Annotated in this window: 30 protein-coding genes; 6 read left to right on the forward strand and 24 right to left on the reverse strand. The window is 52.2% G+C overall.

Features of this window, described 5'->3' with window-relative positions; all coding sequences use genetic code 11:
* Positions 1 to 36: 36 nt before the first annotated feature.
* Both QZ383_RS13555 and QZ383_RS13560 read right to left on the reverse strand, forming a co-directional pair.
* Positions 37 to 330, reverse strand: coding sequence for a hypothetical protein (locus tag QZ383_RS13555; RefSeq protein ID WP_291446231.1), 294 nt, complete (start codon positions 328 to 330; stop codon positions 37 to 39).
* 68 nt (positions 331 to 398) lie between these two features.
* Positions 399 to 611, reverse strand: a complete 213-nt coding sequence (locus tag QZ383_RS13560) for a helix-turn-helix domain-containing protein (RefSeq protein ID WP_291446232.1) — start codon at positions 609 to 611, stop codon at positions 399 to 401.
* 222 nt (positions 612 to 833) lie between these two features.
* Here QZ383_RS13560 and QZ383_RS13565 point away from each other — a divergent pair, with 222 nt between their 5' ends.
* The 5 genes from QZ383_RS13565 (at position 834) to QZ383_RS14515 (ending at position 6,571) form a co-directional block, all read left to right on the forward strand.
* Entirely contained in the window at positions 834 to 1,391 is a 558-nt protein-coding gene (locus tag QZ383_RS13565; RefSeq protein ID WP_291446233.1) for a recombinase family protein, read from the forward strand.
* A 174-nt stretch (positions 1,392 to 1,565) separates the two neighbouring features.
* Positions 1,566 to 2,903 carry an SIR2 family protein gene (locus tag QZ383_RS13570; protein ID WP_291446234.1) on the forward strand — a complete coding sequence of 446 codons (1,338 nt, stop codon included), beginning with the start codon at positions 1,566 to 1,568 and terminating at the stop codon, positions 2,901 to 2,903.
* Positions 2,900 to 5,023 carry a DUF87 domain-containing protein gene (locus QZ383_RS13575; protein WP_291446235.1) on the forward strand — a complete coding sequence of 708 codons (2,124 nt, stop codon included), beginning with the start codon at positions 2,900 to 2,902 and terminating at the stop codon, positions 5,021 to 5,023. Before QZ383_RS13570 ends, QZ383_RS13575 begins: the two co-directional genes overlap by 4 nt.
* A gap of 38 nt (positions 5,024 to 5,061) precedes the next feature.
* The gene (locus QZ383_RS13580; protein WP_291446236.1) at positions 5,062 to 6,003 is read left to right on the forward strand and encodes a hypothetical protein; all 942 of its coding nucleotides are present in this window, start codon (positions 5,062 to 5,064) and stop codon (positions 6,001 to 6,003) included.
* A gap of 337 nt (positions 6,004 to 6,340) precedes the next feature.
* A complete protein-coding gene (locus tag QZ383_RS14515) occupies positions 6,341 to 6,571 on the forward strand; it encodes a DUF6538 domain-containing protein (protein WP_365862065.1) in 231 nt (76 codons plus the stop codon).
* Positions 6,572 to 7,294: 723 nt separating this feature from the next.
* Here the strand turns inward: QZ383_RS14515 and QZ383_RS13585 are convergent.
* Positions 7,295 to 8,200 (reverse strand): sulfurtransferase, encoded by a 906-nt coding sequence (locus QZ383_RS13585; protein ID WP_291446237.1) that lies wholly within the window; start codon positions 8,198 to 8,200, stop codon positions 7,295 to 7,297.
* 142 nt (positions 8,201 to 8,342) lie between these two features.
* On the opposite strand from QZ383_RS13585, the gene QZ383_RS13590 reads away from it, so the two are divergent.
* Positions 8,343 to 9,230 (forward strand): LysR family transcriptional regulator, encoded by an 888-nt coding sequence (locus QZ383_RS13590; protein WP_291446240.1) that lies wholly within the window; start codon positions 8,343 to 8,345, stop codon positions 9,228 to 9,230.
* Positions 9,231 to 9,498: 268 nt separating this feature from the next.
* Here the strand turns inward: QZ383_RS13590 and QZ383_RS13595 are convergent, their stop codons facing one another.
* From QZ383_RS13595 to rpsQ, 21 genes are all read right to left on the reverse strand, one after another.
* Positions 9,499 to 9,822 carry an IS3 family transposase gene (locus QZ383_RS13595; RefSeq protein ID WP_291446241.1) on the reverse strand — a complete coding sequence of 108 codons (324 nt, stop codon included), beginning with the start codon at positions 9,820 to 9,822 and terminating at the stop codon, positions 9,499 to 9,501.
* Between the two features lie 96 nt (positions 9,823 to 9,918).
* Entirely contained in the window at positions 9,919 to 10,134 is a 216-nt protein-coding gene (locus QZ383_RS13600; protein WP_291446243.1) for a transposase, read from the reverse strand.
* A 767-nt stretch (positions 10,135 to 10,901) separates the two neighbouring features.
* A complete protein-coding gene (gene rplQ, locus QZ383_RS13605) occupies positions 10,902 to 11,357 on the reverse strand; it encodes a 50S ribosomal protein L17 (protein ID WP_291446245.1) in 456 nt (151 codons plus the stop codon).
* Positions 11,347 to 12,390 carry a DNA-directed RNA polymerase subunit alpha gene (locus QZ383_RS13610; protein ID WP_291446247.1) on the reverse strand — a complete coding sequence of 348 codons (1,044 nt, stop codon included), beginning with the start codon at positions 12,388 to 12,390 and terminating at the stop codon, positions 11,347 to 11,349. The genes rplQ and QZ383_RS13610 overlap by 11 nt, the downstream gene beginning before the upstream one ends.
* A 12-nt stretch (positions 12,391 to 12,402) precedes the next feature.
* Positions 12,403 to 13,029, reverse strand: a complete 627-nt coding sequence (gene rpsD, locus QZ383_RS13615; protein ID WP_022658171.1) for a 30S ribosomal protein S4 — start codon at positions 13,027 to 13,029, stop codon at positions 12,403 to 12,405.
* Positions 13,030 to 13,076: 47 nt separating this feature from the next.
* Positions 13,077 to 13,466: a 30S ribosomal protein S11 gene (gene rpsK / locus QZ383_RS13620; RefSeq protein ID WP_136399285.1), complete on the reverse strand. Its 390-nt coding sequence runs from the start codon at positions 13,464 to 13,466 to the stop codon at positions 13,077 to 13,079.
* A 123-nt stretch (positions 13,467 to 13,589) separates the two neighbouring features.
* On the reverse strand, positions 13,590 to 13,958 hold the full coding sequence (gene rpsM, locus QZ383_RS13625) for a 30S ribosomal protein S13 (RefSeq protein ID WP_022658169.1): 369 nt from the start codon (positions 13,956 to 13,958) through the stop codon (positions 13,590 to 13,592).
* 15 nt (positions 13,959 to 13,973) lie between these two features.
* A complete protein-coding gene (rpmJ, locus tag QZ383_RS13630; RefSeq protein ID WP_005027799.1) occupies positions 13,974 to 14,087 on the reverse strand; it encodes a 50S ribosomal protein L36 in 114 nt (37 codons plus the stop codon).
* Between the two features lie 137 nt (positions 14,088 to 14,224).
* Positions 14,225 to 15,019 carry a type I methionyl aminopeptidase gene (map, locus tag QZ383_RS13635; RefSeq protein WP_192113618.1) on the reverse strand — a complete coding sequence of 265 codons (795 nt, stop codon included), beginning with the start codon at positions 15,017 to 15,019 and terminating at the stop codon, positions 14,225 to 14,227.
* Positions 15,020 to 15,080: 61 nt separating this feature from the next.
* Positions 15,081 to 16,394, reverse strand: coding sequence for a preprotein translocase subunit SecY (secY, locus tag QZ383_RS13640; RefSeq protein ID WP_192113619.1), 1,314 nt, complete (start codon positions 16,392 to 16,394; stop codon positions 15,081 to 15,083).
* A 121-nt stretch (positions 16,395 to 16,515) separates the two neighbouring features.
* On the reverse strand, positions 16,516 to 16,980 hold the full coding sequence (gene rplO, locus QZ383_RS13645; RefSeq protein ID WP_022658165.1) for a 50S ribosomal protein L15: 465 nt from the start codon (positions 16,978 to 16,980) through the stop codon (positions 16,516 to 16,518).
* 17 nt (positions 16,981 to 16,997) lie between these two features.
* A complete protein-coding gene (gene rpmD, locus QZ383_RS13650; RefSeq protein ID WP_022658164.1) occupies positions 16,998 to 17,174 on the reverse strand; it encodes a 50S ribosomal protein L30 in 177 nt (58 codons plus the stop codon).
* Between the two features lie 2 nt (positions 17,175 to 17,176).
* The gene (gene rpsE / locus QZ383_RS13655; protein WP_022658163.1) at positions 17,177 to 17,689 is read right to left on the reverse strand and encodes a 30S ribosomal protein S5; all 513 of its coding nucleotides are present in this window, start codon (positions 17,687 to 17,689) and stop codon (positions 17,177 to 17,179) included.
* Between the two features lies 1 nt (position 17,690).
* The gene (rplR, locus tag QZ383_RS13660; protein WP_192113620.1) at positions 17,691 to 18,050 is read right to left on the reverse strand and encodes a 50S ribosomal protein L18; all 360 of its coding nucleotides are present in this window, start codon (positions 18,048 to 18,050) and stop codon (positions 17,691 to 17,693) included.
* 11 nt (positions 18,051 to 18,061) lie between these two features.
* Positions 18,062 to 18,601: a 50S ribosomal protein L6 gene (gene rplF / locus QZ383_RS13665; RefSeq protein WP_022658161.1), complete on the reverse strand. Its 540-nt coding sequence runs from the start codon at positions 18,599 to 18,601 to the stop codon at positions 18,062 to 18,064.
* Between the two features lie 10 nt (positions 18,602 to 18,611).
* Complete coding sequence (gene rpsH / locus QZ383_RS13670) at positions 18,612 to 18,992, reverse strand: 30S ribosomal protein S8 (RefSeq protein ID WP_022658160.1); 381 nt, start codon at positions 18,990 to 18,992, stop codon at positions 18,612 to 18,614.
* A gap of 102 nt (positions 18,993 to 19,094) precedes the next feature.
* Positions 19,095 to 19,280, reverse strand: coding sequence for a type Z 30S ribosomal protein S14 (locus QZ383_RS13675; protein WP_012624307.1), 186 nt, complete (start codon positions 19,278 to 19,280; stop codon positions 19,095 to 19,097).
* 10 nt (positions 19,281 to 19,290) lie between these two features.
* A complete protein-coding gene (gene rplE, locus QZ383_RS13680) occupies positions 19,291 to 19,830 on the reverse strand; it encodes a 50S ribosomal protein L5 (protein ID WP_022658159.1) in 540 nt (179 codons plus the stop codon).
* A gap of 9 nt (positions 19,831 to 19,839) precedes the next feature.
* Complete coding sequence (rplX, locus tag QZ383_RS13685; protein ID WP_022658158.1) at positions 19,840 to 20,172, reverse strand: 50S ribosomal protein L24; 333 nt, start codon at positions 20,170 to 20,172, stop codon at positions 19,840 to 19,842.
* A 9-nt stretch (positions 20,173 to 20,181) separates the two neighbouring features.
* The gene (gene rplN, locus QZ383_RS13690; protein WP_022658157.1) at positions 20,182 to 20,550 is read right to left on the reverse strand and encodes a 50S ribosomal protein L14; all 369 of its coding nucleotides are present in this window, start codon (positions 20,548 to 20,550) and stop codon (positions 20,182 to 20,184) included.
* Between the two features lie 9 nt (positions 20,551 to 20,559).
* Complete coding sequence (rpsQ, locus tag QZ383_RS13695; protein WP_022658156.1) at positions 20,560 to 20,823, reverse strand: 30S ribosomal protein S17; 264 nt, start codon at positions 20,821 to 20,823, stop codon at positions 20,560 to 20,562.

The raw sequence follows: 20,823 nt of genomic DNA on the forward strand, positions 1-20,823 counted from the left end.
ATCCATTATATTCGTTTCAGTCATATGCTTTAAATATTATTCTTTTATTAAATCTTTAATCTCTATGCTCAATAGATCAAATTTGTCTACCTCATATTTTAAAATATGCGTTATATCTTTGAGTACCAATGCAATTGAGTGTATTTGAATTTCATCGCTCACCAATTTATCTGACTCGTTCTCTGAGAATGACTGAATAAGCTGTAGACGGAGTAACATATCATAAATTGAGTCTGAAAATTCGTCTAATTTTCTACATACCGTAGCTGCTTCTTCAGATTTAACAGACTTGTACTTTTCGATATTTTCATGCACTCTAGTTTCAACCATAATAGCACCTCTATTGTGCTTTGCGGTTAGGCCCAGCAGGATTTCGTAGCTCCTTGCTGGGCCGTCTCTTATTCCTCGCCATTGTCCAGAGCCTGTGCTGCATTGCCAGTTGCAAGCCATGCTTTGACCGCATCAGGATCAATTCTCCAACTCCGCCCAACTTTTCTTGCGGGCAATCCGTCCTGAAGAGCCAGAAAGATGGTTTTACGATCAATGCGCAAAGCCTCCGCGCACTCTTCGACGGTCATACCTATGTGCGGCCAGTTTATTTTTTCAACCATAGCTCCACCAAAAACTTAAAAGGAATTTAATTGGAACTTATTCGGAACTAATAATTCCGTCAAGTCCGGTCCATACAAACAAAATGTCAATTTTGAGTATAGTCTAAATGGACAGCAAGCTTCCGCACAAAAAGTGTCAAAATAGGGTTGTAAAAATAATTTATTGACATAATCAAATTTGATTCTTAGATTCTAATTAGACACTTTATAGGAGAAAACCCCATGAGCAAGCAAATTGGATATGTTCGCGTCAGCAGCGTTGACCAGAACACGGGCCGCCAGCTTGAAGGCATTGCCCTGGATAAAGTCTTCACCGACAAAGCCAGCGGCAAAAGCAGACAGCGCCCTCAGCTAGAGGCTTGCTTGGAATACCTCCGTGACGGTGACACGCTCCACGTTCACAGCATTGACCGCTTTGCCCGCAATCTTCAGGATTTGCTTACGCTCATTTCGGATTTGACTAGCCGCGCCGTGACGGTGCAGTTCCACAAAGAAGGCTTGATCTTTACGGGGGAAGACAGCCCGTTCCAGCGTCTTCAGTTGCAGATCATCGGCAGCGTGGCTGAATTTGAACGGGCCATGATTCGGGAGCGCCAGCGCGAAGGCATCGCCATGGCAAAGAAGGAAGGAAAATACAAAGGCCGTAAGGCAGCACTAGATGCAGCCCAAATAGCCGAAGTCCGCGAACAAATTAACGCTGGGGCCAAGATTGCACAAGTTGCGCGTAACTTAGGAATTTCACGGCAAACGCTTTACACGTCCCTTGAACGTATGCTTTGATCTCTATTAAGCTTATCTAGGAGCTGACGGGAAAGATGTGGAAGATTGAACCAACCACAATCGAATCTGCTGCAAGCTCCATGCACAGCCAAGAAAGATAGCGGAAGAGCACAAGGCCTCTCCGAAATTATTAGATATCTCGTCAATAAACGGCACGAATCTAAAGGGGCGTTTATGAAAGCATGGGGAACCCACGTTTATCGCATTGGAAACGAGGAAAACCTAGACGTCCAAACCCCCGAAGAGAGCAAAAAAATTGAGCTCCAGAAAAAACAGATTGAACCGTGGCTAGCAGCTGTTTTTCAGAGTGAGCACCTTGCCCTCTTGCTTGGCAGTGGTTTCACAAAGGCAGTTGCATACCAGGCCGGAACCACAGCAGCTGACATGGCTTGTGACTACAGCGACTTCCCCTTGGCTGACAAACTAAAAGACGCGGCACAAAGTGCAGCCAAGACAATGGGGCGCGGTGAAGCAAACATTGAAGATCAGATCCGGGCTGCCAACGCTTTGGCTCAAGGGTTAAAAATCTTGGGCGATAAAAGCCACGTTGCGGTCACGTCCGCCCTTGACTCTTTGTTCAAAAAATTTCTGAACGGCATTTCCACGACTGAAAGAAATATAAAGACAGCAATAGAAAAGGACGTGGCATCAGAGCCGGTCACAACCTCCCCCGGTGGCGATAGGGCCGTGGAGAATGATGACTCGGAAAAACTCGATTCGCTTGTTATGCTTGTGTCCTTTCTGCTTAGCTTCTCTAGCCGAACAGCGACGAGGGAACGGCTCCATATTTTCACCACGAATTACGACAGACTGATCGAATATGGTGCAGACCTTGCTGGCCTTCACTTGCTTGATCGTTTTGTCGGATGTCTTGAACCGATTTTTAGATCTTCACGGTTGGACATTGATATGCACTACAATCCACCAGGTATACGCGGTGAACCTCGCTACCTGGAGGGTGTTGTTCGGCTTACCAAGCTGCACGGATCATTGGATTGGGTTTACCGAAAAGGCTTTGTAAGAAAAGTTGGGATACCGTTTGGCCCGCAAGAGGGCCACCCCGCTATTGACGACCAGCCAAATAGTTCTGTGATGATATACCCGAACGCAGCCAAGGACCGAGAAACCTCTGAATACCCCTACGTCGAGTTATTCCGAGATTATGCCGCTGCAGTCTGCCGCCCAAACTCAGTTCTTGTTACTTATGGCTATGGTTTTGGTGATGAACATATCAACCGCACCATAGCTGATATGTTGACGATTCCCTCAACGCATCTCGTTATTATTTCCTTCGGTGATGAAGGGGGGAGGATTAGTTCATTCTGTAAACAGGTTGGAAGAAAGGCCCAAATATCGCTATTAATCGGTCCGCACTTTGGCGATATGCCAACCTTGGTTGAAAACTACCTTCCCAAACCGGCAATCGATCGCATCACAATACGGCAGACTGATTTGCTTCGGAACCGAGGGTGGGAAACCACCTCCCATAGGGGCGGGGAGGAAGAGTCATGACCTCACCGATTTCCAAGATTTCTTCATTGACAATTGGGACTGTGGAGAATGTTGCTCCAGACGAAATTGGGGTATTGCTTGATATTGATTCCCCCAGAAATACAGCCCTTAACACTGGCGTCCCGACTCCTTTTCCAAGAATAAACAGCTTCGTTCTTTTGCCTAATGAATCTGGGGCGGTAGTTGGGATTGTTGTATGGCTTGGTGTGGAAAGGTCGGCCTATCCCAAACGACAGGGGCTTAAAGATTTTGGCCTGATCGACCTGCCTTTCCCACTCCGTAAAATGTCCGTGTGCCCAATTGGAACACTTTTTTCGAAAAAAAAGACATGGTACCTTGAAAGAGGTGTTCAGAGCTTTCCATCAGTTGGCGATCCAGTAATTCTGCCAACAAGGGATCAAACCATTGCCATCGTTACAGGGCAAGGCACGGACAACCGAGTTCCACTTGGGACCTGTCCTATTGCGCACGATGCACCAATCGCAGTTGACCCTGACAAGCTATTTGGTCGCCATCTTGCGGTCTTAGGCAACACCGGAAGCGGCAAGTCTTGCACCTTAGCGTCCTTAGTGCGGTCTGCGGTTGAATCGGCTCAAAAGTCCATTAAGCACCCCGAAACCCCAGCAGGAGCCGAAGAACGCCCAAAAGGACATGTCAATCCCAACACACGTTTTATTATCTTTGATCCTAATGGCGAGTACGCAACATGCTTCCAGGATTTGGGATCTGGCTGCCGAGTATTTCAGATTCCGCCAATTACTAACACCAAAGCTGAAGGCTTCACGTTACCGGCTTGGATGTGGAATAGTTCAGAATGGGCAGCAGTTGCTCAAGCGGCCCCAAGAGTTCAAAAACCTATCCTGCAGACAGCGTTACGAGATCTAAGGTCTGGAAGTTGCGGTTCCCTGGATTTGAGGACCAAAATCTGGGGACGCTGTCGCATGGTGTTGGTGTTTTTATCGCAGTTCGAGGGGAAAGGAACTATCGGGTGGCCACATACGAATAACTGTGGCTCTCAGCTAAGCGCATTTCGCGACGATATTCAAAGCTATAAAGCACAACTCAAAGATGATGATCCTTTATTACAACCGCTGATAGGACTGGAGACACAGCTCAATCATACCATTACTGCGAACCAGAAAAAAGACAGAACCTTTCATGATTTTTCAGATGAATCTTTGTCAGCAATTGTTAATCTAATCAGCAAAGTGTTGGCGCAATATCAAACAAAGATGCATCAATTTTGTTCGAATGAAGATTCACCAGTTATTTTTGATATAAATAGCCTTGCAGACTACTTGGAGATCGTAGCAAACCAGCAAGGAAATAATACGAACCAATTCATTGCGACGATGATCATGAGGATCAAAGCGATGCTTGGTGATATCCGAATGAAGGATGTTATCACGCCTGACAAGATTCCAAATCTTTCGGATTGGCTTAATTGCAATGTCGGCGCAGATTGTGGTTCAAACGGTCCAGTTGCCGTGATAGATCTATCCCTCGTACCGTACGAGATTCTCCATCTCGTTGTAGCAGTATCATCGCGGCTGATACTGGAGTCTTTACAACGATACAGAAAACTTAACAGTCAGAACCTGCCGACCGTACTAGTCCTGGAAGAAGCCCACACATTTGTGGCAAAATGCACTCCGCATGGCGATGACATTCCAAGCCCCGCAGATATGTGCCGAGGGATTTTTGAACGAATTGCACGGGAGGGGCGCAAGTTCGGATTAGGACTAGTACTGTCATCACAGCGACCATCTGAACTATCTGAAACGGTGCTGTCTCAGTGCAATTCTTTCCTTCTGCACCGAATTACAAATGATCGAGATCAAGATTTAATTTCACGCTTGGTGCCAGATAGTGCACGCGGGCTGCTTCGTGAACTGCCGAGTCTGCCGACACGTCACTGTATTCTTCTCGGCATCGCTTCAAAAGTACCAGTACTTGTCGAGGTGAAAAGGATGGAAGACGGACAGCGTCCTGAATCCGACGACCCGGACTTCTGGAAGGTTTGGACCAACGAAGCACCTCGACCAATCGATTGGGCAAAAATCACAAAAGATTGGATCGGATCGAGCAATGATGCAGTGCCTCCGCAAGAGGCGAAATAGGCCACCAAGGACGACATCCCGTGACGGGGGGAGGATATATGCCTGATTTGGCACTAAACGTTACCACAGGCCAAGTGCTTGATGCGCGAGAGCTTGCGGCAACCCAAAATGGTATTGATGATGATTGGATTTGCCCAGATTCCAACTGTGCCGTGCGCATGGTTCCGGCTGCATGTCGAAACGCTAAATACAGGGTAAGCCCATATTTCCGTGCACTAGAGCCACATATGATTGGTTGCAAAGCAGATGGCTTACGCAGCATTGTCAAAGAAGGACGATTGCATCCAATTCAAACGAAAATGACCTTTCCAGAGGTATTGCCAACCGTACTGTATTTAGCAGCACAACGCCCTCAGCGGCCTACAGCAGAGCAACAAGCTGATGGAGGTTGCATCGACACCTATCGTGGTCAGGGGGCGGAAGCCTCCAATGCTAGCCGCCATCATGCGACAGCCTCCACACTTAGGAGAATTGCCGAAGCTTTTTGCGCCTATCCACTTGATCGTGATCTTCCATTACGTATCCCCGGGTGTGTTGGAACTACGTATCGTACTTGTTTTAAACGAGTTGGTAACACCCAAGGCTTTGTCGATGATCCGAAAAAAGTGCTATATGCACCCATCAGATTTGCTAAAAAGACGATATGCGAAGAGGTATTAACTGTTGAATTGAACCAAGTCGTGTGGCCTAGTGAGCACAGAGATGATGTAAAGATTATACCTGAAGCCAACTATAAAGTTGAATTTAATATGGGAGAATGGAGTGAAGGATGTAGAAAGAGATTTTTATGTGAGGTCGACAAATTTATCAATATTCAAAGAGAAAATTACAGAGTAAAGTCTGACTGGGCAGTATTTTTATTCTTTCTTGGGACTCAGGATGAAAATAATAAGAACGTTTTCAGAGTTAATGATCACAGGCTTATTTATCTCATTGAACTAAATGATAAAGACTTCCCACACAAAAAAGGGAAAAGATAAATTTTATTTACTGTTGAATCACTAAGGGTTTGCATAGCGATTTTGTGTGCCCTAACTTTATCGCCCCCACAGGAGATTATTTTGCATAATAACATTTGGGGGTATCTTTGGGGGTATTAACAATATTTATATTTTATTTATTTAATTAAAACAAAATATTATTTATAATTATACAGTCTCCCCTTCGCACCATAAGAAGATAAGGGATTACAACAGCTTGTTGTAATCCCTTTTTCGTTTACCCACGGCTTGAAACGCGCCTTTCCGGCCTTTTGACCCCCCAAATCAGACCTCCCTCCAACGAGGGTCACAAATGGGGTCACAAGCGAGTCGATTTATGGCACAGGCATCTTTCGTCCATCCTCTCCGTTCCGGCAAAGCTCCCAGCTTCCTTTACCTAAAGAATGGAATTTTCTACTATCGCTACAGGTTCCCTGGTTGGCTGATAGCCCACATGGGGCACACAGAAATTCGCGTCAGCCTGCGCGCTGGCCGTCGGCCACAAGCCCTGCTGCTACTCCAACAGGTACTGGATGGGGTTCTCAATGAACCCCCAAAAGCCTGGTGACGCCGAATGAAATTCGCAGGCGTTTGAATGGCTACCTCCGATTCATGCTGGACAATGACGCGGCATCTGTCACTCACTAAGAGATACGTAACGTTCGCGACACCCTACGCAAATTGCCGCCATCAAGAAAGAAAAGTCCAATTTCCGCGACAAAAGCATTGCAGAGCTTCTTGCAATGCCCCACGCTGAAACCATTTTCGTAAGACCGTAAACATAATTGTTCAAGCCATCTTAGGCATGTATGAATGGGCAATTCGTGAGCAGTTGCTGGTCATCAACCCTGCAAGAGGGTGGTACCGATATCCGACCTTGCTGGGCATAATTTTTCGTTAGGCAAGCTAACCTTGGCAAGCGCCAAAGGAACAGAACCGGGATCCCAACGGAAAGCTCTAATTGAAAGCGGTATAATACCATGCAATTGCTCTAGTCTCGTGAGTTTATCCGTTCATTGCACAATTGGGAGTGCCCGGTTTAGTGGCGGGCAGACTGATAAGAGCACACGGACAAAATTTCCACCCTGAAACCCAATTGGAGTTGGGGAAGCTGACGGGTTTGAGATTGCCTGCGACAACGGTGCGCGGGTGCGCGTCATTTTTTGCCCTGTATAGTCGATAACTCCTACCAGTTTTGACTAATTGGTTAATCTGGGCTGCAAGGTCCGATATCTACTTGGAGGCAAATCTACCAGATGGCGTTTTTTCTTCAAACCGCCACAGCCCGCTGTTACCTCTCAACTTTCCCTGTCTCAAGAGGCAACGTCGGGTCTGCGGCCCATTCGAACAATGACGCGTCGTAAACAGTTATGTTATCAGCACCCAGCAGGTGTAATGCAAAGGCAACGCTACAGGCGGCCAGCCCTCCTCCACAATATGAAATAGTAGGCCTTAACACGCTCAACCCCGCCTCCGAGAATATTTTCCTGAGGGCCACTGCGGGCAGAAAAGCCATGGTCTTTGAATCCACCAACGCTTTTGCGGGAACATTAATGCTGCCAGGAATATGCCCTGGTCTTGCATACCGTTGTAACGATCCGTCAAATATCTCCGGGGCCAACGCGTCGATAAGCAGGGCCCGGTTGGTTTGCAAGTTTTTCAGTACCGCCTGTTTGTCAACAAAAACTGTAGGAGCTGGTCGCAGGGGGAATTCGGCCTTGCACCAACCGGGCTGCTCCCGTGTGACCCGGCGGTGCTCCATGCTCCATTTCCGCCAACCACCGTTAAGAACCACAGCGTCGTTAAAGCCGTTGGCATGGAGCATCCACCACAGTCTGGCGGCACAAATGTTGTCCGTGTCATCGTAAAGAACGGCTGTTGTTCCACGGCCCAATCCCAATCCCCCCATCACCTGAGAAAACCGTTCTGGCGTTGGCATCATCAGGGGCAGGTCGCTATCCGGATCCGAGAGTTCCTCCAGCAAATCCACGTAGGCGCTTCCAGGAATATGCCCGTTCTGCCAGTTGCTTATTCCTGTTCCCGGTTCAGCGTGAAAGTATGCGCTGCAATCGAAAATTCTTAACGTCGGATTATCAATGTTCACTTCAAGCCAGTCTGTTTCGATAAGACTGCCCGATCTGGGATAGCCACCGACGTTTGAGCTGCCAACCGTTATTTGCGAGCACATTTTATGCATCGCTTGCCTCACATGTGGCTGATTGTTTATTACCCGGCCATTTCACTAGCCGAACTGATTAATTAAATGTATTTCACATCTATGAAATCGTTTCCAATGATAATTTTCTATTACAACAATCGGCCTGAATGAAGAGTATAAAATGGAACTGCGCGACTTGCGAACATTCGTCACCCTTGCGTCACTGCTCAATTTTAACCAAACGGGAAAGGTCCTGAATGCAGCGCAATCCACTGTATCCATGCGTATTAAGGCGCTTGAAGACGAACTTGATGTTCGCCTGTTTGAGCGGCTGGGGCGCAAGGTTGTTTTGACGGAATCTGGACTCAAGCTGTTACAGTACGCCAGAAAAATGCTCGAAATAGAGGAGGAAGCCAGGGCTTCTGTCAGTGACAATGCCGCATCGGGCAACGTGACCATAAAGGTTCCGGAATCTCTGGAATGTCACCGGATGCCCGGCGTTCTGCTTGCGTTTCGGCGCAAGATCCCAACAGGCAGAGTTCGCATTCTTCCTTGTATCGCGGGTAACGTGGCCGAAGATTTGCGCCGGGGGGTGACGGATTTGGCCTTTGTGTTTGCCTACGAGCCGTCCGCACGGGATATTAATGCGGCATTCTTGGGCACGGATGAGCTGGTGGCCGTGGCTGCACCGGAGCACCCCTTGGCGGGCATGAAGATGGTAGGACCGGCAGACATCCTGAAGCATAGCCTCCTGCTGGCGGCTTCGGATTGCAGCTATCGCCGGACATTTGAAATTTTTTTGTCGGAAACAGCCAACCTGCCCCAACCCTCAGTGGAATGTGACTGCGTCGCCGCAGCCATCAGTATGGTTCGAGCTGGCCTTGGCTTGACCATACTTCCAGAAATGGCTGTGCGTGACCACATCGCAGCGGGTGCGTTGCGGCGGCTGCCGTTGATTGGCGGACCTTTTGAAACTGGCGTATTTATGTTGTGGCACAAAGATAAATGGCTTTCCCCATGCTTGCGGGATTTTATGGCCGTGTGCCGCGACCACCTGATGCGGGAGTAGATCAAGTCCCTGTAGCAAAGCCGCAAAGACTGTTGAGGATGTACTCCATGCTCAAAAAACCATGCATCCACGGCCTTGCCGCTAAATTCTGGACCGTTATCAACATTGATACGTTGCGGTAGCCTTCCTTGAAGGCATAGTTTTTCAAGAACGCGCACAACTCGAACTCCAGGCAACGACATATCCACTTCGAGCGCCGGACTTGAACGATCCCACAGATCAGCAATTGTCAAAATCCGGATGCGTCGCCCACCCATAAAGGAGTCGCTTACAAAATCCATCGCCATCGTTCATCTGGGCCATCGGGGCCAGCCTGGACAATACGGGCATGGCTTGGACGCTTCACTCGCTTGCGGGTACGCAACGAAAGGTTTTCTTCCTGGTAAATCCTTTCTGCCCACTTGTGGTTCTGCACCAACCCTTCCCGGCGCAATAACTCATGCAGGCGCGGAGAACCGAAACGCCGCCGGTCATTTGCCAGTTTCAGCATCCGAGTCCGCAAAAGAAGATCACGGTCCTCAGATGGTGGCCGCCTAGCTGAAAAGCGATTAAACTGAATCACTCCGGCAAGCCCGCCGCTCTGAGTAGCCATGCACCGCCTGAATGTGATGCACGGCTTCCCTGTTGGCTGCGGGCTTCAAAAGTTTTTTGAGATCACGTCCTTCAGGACGACGATATCAAGTGCCTGTTAGCCTACAAGTCGTTTCAGACGGGCGTTCTCTTCCTCCAACTGGCGCAACCGCTTGGCGTCAGAGATGTTCATTCCACCGAACTTGCTGCGCCATTTGTAAATGGTCGCATCCGAAATGCCATTCTGACGGCACAGATCGACAACGCGAACGCCAGCCTCGGCTTGCCGCAATATCCCAATAATCTGCTCTTCGGTGAATCTGCTACGTTTCATTCTTGTGCTCCTATGTCAGGAACACCAACTTTTCAATGGCATACCTTTCGGGGGGAGGGTCAAACTGCGGACGGGTTGCCTGTTCTTCCGCTTCCTGTTCTCTATTGATGCGACTTGTTCTGTACCAGCCAGAACCACCTCTGCTTCAGCGCCTACCTGCAAATAGCTCGGCTGGGCAAGACAGTATTTCCCTCTGAAGAATTTTCTGGAACGCACAAAATTTCTTGCGTGAAGTCATGGATGATGCTTGCTGGTGAGCCTCTTGCCCAAGATGGCAGCGATCTGGGCACGTATGGGGCGCTCCATTGATCTTTATATCATGCCCGCTCGGCTGTATGCAAAAACGTGATTTTTTGATCTGGCTTCTTCAAGCTGAAATTCTCGTGTTGGATCTGCCTTTGAACACGCTTCCAACTGATGATGTCAATTGTCACCCCAATTAACGGCCGAGACAAATTGATAATTTTTGAGGGAGATGAAGTAAATTTATGTGAGAATTACAGCACATTACGTGTGGGGAAAGAATATGGCAGTGTACCGTGCACTGTAATTGGAGGATGAGCTAGTGCAGGCGTATTGATCGGGAAGGGTCTGCTCTTCGTAAACGTAGTTACAATTCAGCGCAAATCCAACATGAGGCGTATTTGAGGAGGAAGCACTGAGGGAAACGCAACGAATCGCTTCCTTGAATTTTGGAATGAACGGAGCAAAACGACAAAGGGGCGCAGTGCGCCCCTTTGTCAGTATTCGTCAAACCAGCAAAGCTCTTACGCTTCGGCGGTTTCTTCAGCCTTGGGCTTGCGGGTACGCTTGGGCTTGGCAGGCGCTTCTTCAACAATGGCTTCCGTAGCGGGAGCAGCTTCAAGAGCGCGAGAAAGCTCAATAATGGCCATGGGGGCGTTGTCGCCCTTACGGGGCATGGCCAGCTTAAGGATACGGGTGTAACCGCCGGGAACACCGGCGAAAACAGGGCCGATCTCGTCAAAAAGGCGCTTAACCAAAGCGTGATCGTTCAACACACGGTAAGCCTGACGGCGGGCGTGCAGGTCGTTGCGCTTGGCAAGGGTGATCAGGGGTTCCACCACCCGGCGCAGCTCCTTGGCCTTAATTTCCGTGGTGCGGATTTTGCCGTGGATCAGCAGGGCCTTAGCGAGATTTTGCAACAGGGCCTTACGGTGCGCAGGCGTACGCGAGAGTTTCCTGCCGGAATTGCTATGCCTCATTTTGCTGCTTCCTTTTCCATTCCTGATATTTCTTGTCGAAGGAATCGACCTTCATGCCGAAGTCAAGGCCCATGTCCAAAAGAACACCCTTGATTTCATCCAACGACTTGCGACCAAAATTCTTGGTCTTGAGCATCTCGCCTTCCGAACGCTGCACCAGCTCGCCCACCAGGGCAATGTTGGCGCCGCGCAGGCAGTTGGTGGCGCGCACCGACAATTCAAGATCGTCAATGCTTTTGTACAGATGCTCATTGATTTCGCCGCTCTCGCCGCTGCCGTGCCGCATGTCGCCAGACACGCGCTCATCAAAGTTGATGAACACTGAAATCTGGTCCTTGATGATCTTGGCACTGTAGGCAATGGCATCCTCGGGTGTGAGGGAGCCGTCGGTCCATACTTCCAGCAACAGGCGGTCGTAGTTGGTCATCTGACCAACGCGAGCCTGTTCCACGGTGTAGGCCACCTTGCGCACAGGGGAGAAACTGGAATCCAGCTTGATAACGCCGATTTCCTCGTTCAGTCCCTCGTGCATATCCGCAGGCACATAGCCCTTGCCCATGCGAGCCTCAAATTCCATCTCTAGCACGACATCCTCAGTGAGGGTGGCAATATGCTGATCAGGGTTGAGCACTTCAACATGCTGGTTGCCCGTAATGTTCCCGGCGGTCACCGGGCCTTTCTGGTCAACACGCAGGGTAATGCGCTGCGGTTCATCTGTGTCCATGCGCAGGCGAACCTGCTTGATATTCAGAATGACATCCGTGATGTCTTCAAGAACACCATGCACCGTGGTGAATTCATGCTGCACACCGATGATTTTCACCGACACGAAGGCCGCACCCTGGAGGGACGACAAAAGAACCCGGCGCATTGCATTGCCGATGGTGGTGCCGTAGCCCCGTTCCAGCGGTTCGCAAATGAATTTGCCGTGCGTGATGCTGGCGGTTTCTTCTTCGCGCATGATCTGATCGGGCTTTACAAGCTCTGACCAGTTGCGTGCATTTATAAGGCGTTCGCCCTGTTTTATAAGCATGCGAACCCCCGCTTATTTCGAGTAAAGTTCGACAATCAGCTGCTCGTTGACGGGGAACTGGATATCGTCACGCTGCGGCAGCGCCTTGACAGAGCCTTTGAAAGCTGCACCGTCGGCTTCAAGCCAGGCGGGGCAACCACGACGAGCAATGACTTCCTGAGCTTCTGCAAGCACGGGAATCTTGCGATTCTTTTCGGGCACTTCAATGCTGTCACCCACGCGAACCTGCAAGGAAGGAATGTTCACCTTGCGGCCGTTGAGGGTGAAAATGCCGTGCCGCACGAGCTGACGAGCCTGGTTGCGCGAGTTGGCAAAACCAAGGCGGTACACCACGTTGTCGAGGCGGCGTTCAAGAATAACGAGCAGGTTGGTACCAGTGACGCCCTTCTGCATTTCGGCCTTCTCGAAGTAGCCATGGAACTGGCGTTCGAGAATGCCGTAAGCGCGGCGGGTCTTCTGCTTCTCACGCAGCTGCACTGCGTATTCGCTGACCTTCTTGCGCGCGCGGCCATGCTGGCCGGGGGCATAAGGACGACGGTCGTATGCGCACTTGTCAGTGAAGCAACGGTCGCCCTTCAGAAAAAGCTTGCAGCCTTCGCGACGGCACATGCGGCACTTGGCTTCAGTATATTTAGCCATCTATCTTTACCTCTTACGGTTTAGGCGCGGTTTACGCTAGGCGCAAACTAGACGCGGCGGCGCTTGGGCGGCCGGCAGCCATTGTGCGGAATGGGCGTAACGTCGCGGATGAACGCCACCTTGAAGCCGATAGCCGAAATAGCGCGCATGGCGGCTTCACGACCGGAACCGGGGCCTTTCACATAGATGCCCACGGTACGCATGCCGTTGTCCTGAGCTTTGCGGGCAGCCGTTTCAGCGGCAACCTGCGCAGCAAAGGGGGTGGACTTACGCGAACCCTTAAAGCCGCTCTGGCCCGAGGAGGCCCAAGAGACAGCATTGCCGCGCGTATCCGTAAAAGTAATGATGGTGTTGTTGAACGAAGCCTGGATGTGGGCAATGCCCACCGGCACGTTCTTCTTTTCCTTTTTCTTGACCACTTTCTTGGGTCTGGCCATAACTAACCTCGAATTGGAAGCTTGTCAGATTCTTTTCCACCAGTGGCGGAAAAATCCGTTCGTCCTCACGGCAGCACTATTGCTGCATCCGCTTTACAAACTGCGACAAGCGCAGCCGCACCGCTACTTCTTCTTGCCTACGGCGCCGCGGCGGGGTCCCTTACGGGTGCGGGCATTAGTATGGGTGCGCTGACCATGCACGGGCAAACCGCGACGGTGACGCAGACCACGGAAACAACCAATGTCCATAAGGCGCTTAATGTTGCTGGAGATTTCGCGACGCAGGTCGCCTTCCACCTTGTAGTTCTGTTCGAGTTCCTTACGGATCTCGTTAACTTCGTCAGCGGAGAGGTCGTCGATGCTACGCTCCCAGTTAACGCCGGTGGTATCCAGAATTTTCATGGCCGTGGTACGGCCAATGCCATAAATGTAGGTGAGCGCAATGTCCACCCGTTTGCCGCGAGGCAAATCAACACCTGCTATTCTCGCCACAATTAGTCTCCTGCCCTAGCCCTGGCGCTGCTTGTGCCGGGGGTTTTCGCAGATAACTCGAAGCACTCCCTTGCGCCGGATAACCTTACACTTGGGGCATATTTTCTTGACGGAAGGTCTTACTTTCATACCTCATCTCCAATAAGAAACCATTGCATTGACCAAATAAAGATCCGGCTTGCGGCTTCGCCACGATAGAACAACAGGCCGCAGTCCTCAAAATTAAGGACGGGAACGGAAATCTTTATCCAGCTTTAACGCTGATGTCAACCTTCAATTGTGTGCCGGTTCAAACCACGGTCCGAAATGCTGAGAATCTGGGGGCCATTTGGGGTTATGGCAACACTGTGTTCAAAGTGAGCGGCCCACAAACCGTCGCGAGTCACGGCGGTCCACTGGTCGTCCAGAATGTCCACTTCGTAGGTGCCAACAGTTACCATGGGTTCGATGGCAATGACCATGCCGTTTTGCAAGGTCAACCCACGCATGCCAGGTCTGAAGTTCGGAACTTCGGGCTTTTCATGCATTTTCGCGCCCACGCCATGCCCAACAAAACGTCGCACAACGTTGAAACCGGCGGCCTCAACATAATCCTGAACAGCCGCGCCGATATCATAGACATCATTGCCAGCCCGGGCCTGTTCAATGCCAACGTACAGGCTTTCTTCCGTTATCCGCATGAGTTTGCGGGCTTCATCGCTGACCTTGCCAACCGGAAAGGTACGAGCGGCATCGCCCACAAAACCTTCATACACAACGCCCATGTCGATGCTGACGATATCGCCTTCCTTAAGCAGCCGCGCAGAAGGAAAACCATGCACCACCTGCTCGTTGACCGAGCAGCACAGAGCGAAAGGATAACCGCAGTAGCCCAGAAACGCTGGCTTTACCTTATAGTCGGAGCACATGTCGCGCGCCAACTCTTCAAGACGCATGGTAGGCAGGCCCGGCTCCACCACATCGCCCACGGCATCCAGTATGTTGGCCACCATGCGGTTTGCTTCCCGCAGGCAGGCCACTTCCCTTTCATTCTTGATGAATGCGCCGTGATACTTTTTCATTATACAATCACCATCCGCGCTTGCGAAAGCGGAAGGCAAGCCAGAGGCCTGCCCCGACTTTCTAGAGCCTGCCGCTCTTCCGCGCCTTGGCCATGAGGCCCTGATACTGGCTGGAAATCATGTGTGATTCCACCTGATTCATGAAGTCCATGGCCACGCCCACAAGGATCAGCAAGCTCGTGCCGCCAAAATAGAAAGGCACGTTGAAGTTGCTGATGAGCAGCATGGGCAGCAGGCAGACTATTGAAATATAGGTGGCCCCCGAAAGGGTCAGCCGCGAAAGCACCGTGTCCACGTATTCCTGGGTCTTTTCACCAGGACGAATCCCGGGGATGAACCCGCCGTTTTTCTTCAGATTTTCAGCCATATCCTTGGGATCAAAAATGATGGCCGTGTAAAAATAGCAGAAGAAAAACATCAAGGCCACATACAGGACGTTGTAAGCAACGCCGTGCGGCGAGAAGAAATCGGCTGCCTGCTTTACATAATGGTTGGTCGAAAACTGACCAATTGTAGCAGGGAACAGCAAAAGCGATGATGCGAAAATAGGCGGAATAACGCCCGCCGTGTTCAGACGCAAAGGCAGGTGCGAGTTCTGACCACCGTACATTTTACGTCCAACTTGACGCTTAGCGTAACTGATGGGAATTCTTCTCTGCGAGCGTTCAACGAACACGATGGCTACCGTAACCGCGGCCATCAGAACCACGATAACAATTGCCATGAAAATGCTCATGTCGCCAGCCTGTATAAGAGCCACAGACTGGATGATGCCGCGGGGTATGCCCACCACGATACCGCAGAAAATAATCAGCGAAATACCGTTGCCGATACCACGCTCAGTGATCTGCTCGCCAAGCCACATGACCAGCACGGAACCAGCCGTAAAGGTAGCCATGGTCACAAGACGGAAATGCCAGCCGGGTGCCAGAACCACGGGCGCGCCAGCGGGGCTGGTCATATTCTCCAGACCAACGGCAATGCCGAGGCCCTGCACCAGGGTGATAAGCACTGTGAGGTAACGGGTGTACTGCGTAATTTTACGCCGCCCCGCCTGCCCTTCTTCCTTGGCCATGCGCTTGATGTCGGGGCTGACCACCTGCAAAAGCTGGATGATAATGCTTGCCGAAATGTAAGGCATGACGCCCAGAGCGAACACCGAGACGTTGGACAGGCCGCCGCCGGAAAACATATCAAACAGGCTGAAAAGCGTGCCGGACATGCTTTGAAAAAACGACGCCAGCGCAGAAGCGTCAACACCCGGAATGGGCACGTGAACGCCAATGCGGTAGCAGCACAAAATCAGGAAGGTCCAGCCGATGCGTTTGGTCAGCGAAGCCTGGCCCGCCATATTGTTTGCCGATCCTACTGCCATGAAACACTCGTTGCGTTTGTGCGCCTGTGGCGCAGTATGTGCGCAACGTCATTGCCCGCCGCGAGGCGGGCAATGACGCCAGTGAAAGCCGTGAGGCCGCGCTTGCGCGCGGCCACCTGAATTATTCAGCGGCAGAAACCGCTTCCAGCTCAGTGACGTTACCACCGGCCTGGCGGATCTTTTCCGCAGCAGCCTGGCTGAACTTGTGAGCCTCCACCGACAGAGCGCCTGAGACTTCGCCGCGCGAAAGGATTTTCACGGGCGCGCCCATGCGGACAATACCGCGAGCGTACATGTCGTCAAGGGTGATGGTGGTTTTGCCCGGGAAGGCCGACACGAGAGCGTCAAGATTGACGATGTCGTAAGTGACCTTGAAGGGGGCGTTTTTAAAACCGTGCTTGGGCAAACGGCGTTGCAGGGGCATCTGGCCGCCTTCGAAGCCAGGGCGGACACCGCCACCGGCGCGAGCGTTCTGCCCTTTGTGGCCCTTGCCCGCAGTGCAGCCCAGACCGGAGCCAGAGCCACGGCCCACGCGACGGCGGGTCTTACGCTCTTCCGGAAAAGGAAACAGATTGTGCAGTTGCATGGTATATCCTTTGGCCGTTACTCAACAACGGCAACCATATGCGGAACTTTGGCGATAATGCCCCGGATAGCCGGGGTATCCTTGAACGTCTTGACCATCTCGCGGCGCTTGAGGCCAAGGGAGTCCAGCAGCTTGCGCTGCGCAGGCGTGGAGCCGATGCGCGAACGCACGAGTTTTACCTTGATTTCTGCCATGGTTACTTCCTCGGGGCTTCCAGCTTCTTGCCGCGCAGGGCCGAAACATCTTCGGCGCTGCGCAGGGAAACGAGGCCCTGCATGGTGGCACGAAGCACGTTGTGCGGATTGTTGGTACCAATGGCCTTAGCGAGGACGTCGCGGATGCCTACGGCTTCCATGACGGCGCGCACGGCACCGCCGGCAATGATGCCGGTACCTTCAGAGGCGGGCTTCAGCATGACGCGACCGGCGCCGAAACGACCGAGCACTTCATAAGGAAGGGTGCCTTCAACCAGAGCAACCTGAACGCGGTTCTTGCGAGCGCGTTCAGTGGCTTTGCGCAGCGCTTCAGGCACTTCCTGGGCCTTGCCCAGACCGAAGCCCACGCCGCCCTTGCCATCGCCCACGACAACGAGGGCGCTGAAGCTGAAACGGCGACCGCCCTTGACGACCTTGGCCACGCGGTTGAGGGAAACGATCTTTTCGATTTCGCCCAACTCGTTCTGCTGAGTTTCAGTATTTTCCTGACGCATATTAGAACTCCAAGCCGCCTTCGCGGGCGCCGTCGGCTACGGCCTTGACGCGACCGTGATAAATGTACCCGTTGCGATCGAATACCACCTGATTGATATTCTTCTCCTTGGCCATCCGGGCAATTTCCTTGCCCACCATCTCGGCGCCGCTCTTATTGCAGTGCATGCCGGCTTCGGTCTTGGAAAGCGTAAGGGTAGAGGCGGCAGCCAGGGTCACGCCGTCCAGATCGTTGATGATCTGGGCGTAGATGTGCAGGTTGGACCTGAACACAACCAGACGCGGGCGCTCGAAGGTGCCGTTGACTTTCTTGCGGATACGGATCTTGCGGCGCTGCCGGGATTCGTTCTTGCTGTATTTCATGACGCGCCCCCCTACTTCTTGCCGCCGGACTTACCAACCTTGCGGCGGATAGTCTCGGTAACGTACTTGATGCCCTTGCCCTTGTAGGGTTCAGGCTTACGAATGCGGCGAATCTTGGCGGCCATTTCGCCCACAAGTTCCTTGTCGATGCCGGAGAGGGTCAGAACCTGACCTTCAACCACGGCCTTGATGCCGTCGGGCAGTTCAACGAGCACAGGGTGGGAATAGCCCACAGAAAGCTCGATAATGTTGCCCTTGACCGCCACTCGGTAACCGACGCCGATAACTTCCAGGCCCTTGGAGAAGCCCTTGGTAACGCCTTCAATGCAGTTGGCAAGAAGGGTGCGGCGCAGGCCGTGCTGCGAACGGCTCTGGCGGGTATCTTCTATACGGCCAAGGGTCACGTGACCATCGGCCTGCTCGTAAGTGAGCAGAGAGCAGACAGGGGTGCTCAGCGAGCCCTTGGGCCCTTTAACTTCCACAACATCCGTTCCGATCTTGACTTCAACGCCATTGGGAACGGCAACGGGCAGTCTACCTATTCTCGACATGGTGCACCGCCTACCAGATTTCGCACAGAAGTTCGCCGCCCACCTTCTTCTCATGGGCGGTCATGCCGTCCAGCACGCCGCTGGACGTGGACAAAATGCAGATGCCGAGGCCGTTCTGCACCCTGGGGATGTTATGCGCGCCAACATAAACCCGGCGACCGGGCGTGCTCACACGCTTCAGCCCGCTGATGACGGGCTTTCCCTTCTGGTACTTAAGGGTAATAACAATGTTTTTTTCGGCCACGGCCACGTCTTCGACGTAACCTTCCTGCTTGAGGATGGCGGCTAAAGATTCCTTCATCTTCGAGCTCGGCACATTTACTTCCTTGTGCAGGGCCAAATGCGCGTTGCGGATGCGGGTGAGCATATCCGCAATGGGATCTGTCAACATCGAATGCTCCTGAGAGTTTGGGGGCGGGGTTGACGGCACTATGCCGCCACTTCCCGCTGGCGCGCAGGGCGCGCCTCCCGGGCGTTTGCACGCCCGGAAATTTTACCAGCTCGACTTGCGCACGCCGGGCAGTTCACCACGAAGGGCCATGTTGCGGAAGCAGATACGGCAGATGCCGAACTGGCGCAGGAAAGCCCTGGGGCGACCGCAAAGCGGGCAGCGATTGTAGGCGCGGGCGCTGAACTTAGGCTTGCGCTTGGCCTTTACTTCCAGAGAAGTACGGGACATGGCTTAACTCCTACTTGCGGAACGGCATGCCAAGCTGGTCGAGAAGGAACTTGCCTTCTTTGTCCGTGGCCGCCGTGGTGACGATGGTGATGTTCATGCCCTTGGGATTTTCAACACGGTCAGCTTCCAGTTCGGGGAAGATGGTGTGTTCTTTGATGCCCAGGGTGAAATTGCCGCGTCCATCGAAACCGCGGTCAGGGATACCACGGAAGTCACGCACTCGGGGCAAGGCAAAGTTCATAAGCTTGTCCAGAAAGTCCCACATGCGTTCCTTACGCAGGGTGACGCGCACACCGATAGGCATGCCTTCGCGCAGCTTAAATGCGGCGATGGACTTTTTAGCCCGGGTAACCACAGCCTTCTGGCCAGCAATCGCGGTAAGTTCCGCCATGGCTTCTTCCATCAGCTTGTTGTTCGAGCTAGCGGCGCCAAGGCCGATGTTCAGAGAGATCTTTTCGATACCGGGCAGTTGCATCGAAGAGGAGTAACTGAACTCCTTCTGCAGTACCGGAACCACCTTCTCTCTATATATCTTTTCAAGGCGTGTCATCGTATCACCTTATTCCATTACTTCGTTGCACTTTTTGCAGAAGCGCACTTTCTTTTCCTTGCCCTCGGACTCGATGGTCTTGTAACCCACTCGAGTGGCCTTGCCGCAGGCAGAGCAGACAACCATAAGGTTGGACACGTGGATAGGCATTTCCTTTTCCACGATACCGCCAGGCTGCTGGGCATAGGGGTTGGGGCGCATGTGGCGCTTGACCATGTTGGTCTTTTCCACAAGCACGCGATCCTTCTTGCGCAGGATCTTCAGCACCTTGCCGATTTTGCCCGCGTCCTTGCCGGCGATTACCATCACCTTGTCGTCCTTGCGGATGCGATACATTTTCATGACGGTCTCCTACAGCACTTCCGGGGCCAGCGAAATAATTTTCATAAAGTTCTGGGCGCGCAGCTCACGGGCCACGGGGCCAAAGATACGCGTACCCACCGGCTCACCCTGGTTGGAGAGCAGCACAGCGGCGTTGCCGTCGAACTTGATGTAGCTGCCGTCCATGCGACGCACTTCTTTAGCGGTACGCACGATAACAGCCTTCATAACATCGCCCTTCTTAACCTTGCTGTGGGGCATTGCTTCCTTAACGGAAACCACGATAATGTCGCCCACCGAGGCGTAGCGGCGGTGTGAACCGCCCAGCACCTTGATGCAGGCAACCTTTTTGGCGCCGGAATTATCGGCCACCTGAAGCGTCGATTCTACCTGGATCATGGTACTACCCTACACGGCTTTTTCAATGATGGAGACCAGATGCCAGCGCTTGTTGCGCGAAAGCGGACGGAACTCCACAATTTTAACCTTGTCGCCCATACCGCATTCGTTCATGGGATCATGAGCCGTGAACTTCTTGCGGCGCCTCACATACTTCTTAAGCAGAGGATGCTTGACCAGGGTCTCGACGCGCACGACAATGGTTTTGTCGTTCTTGTCGCTCACCACAATGCCGGTCAGCATTCTGCCCTTGCGATCTTCCAGAGCTTGCAT

Origin of the sequence: Desulfovibrio sp., from assembly GCF_019422935.1 — a bacterium.
Taxonomy (GTDB): Bacteria; Desulfobacterota; Desulfovibrionia; order Desulfovibrionales; family Desulfovibrionaceae; genus Desulfovibrio.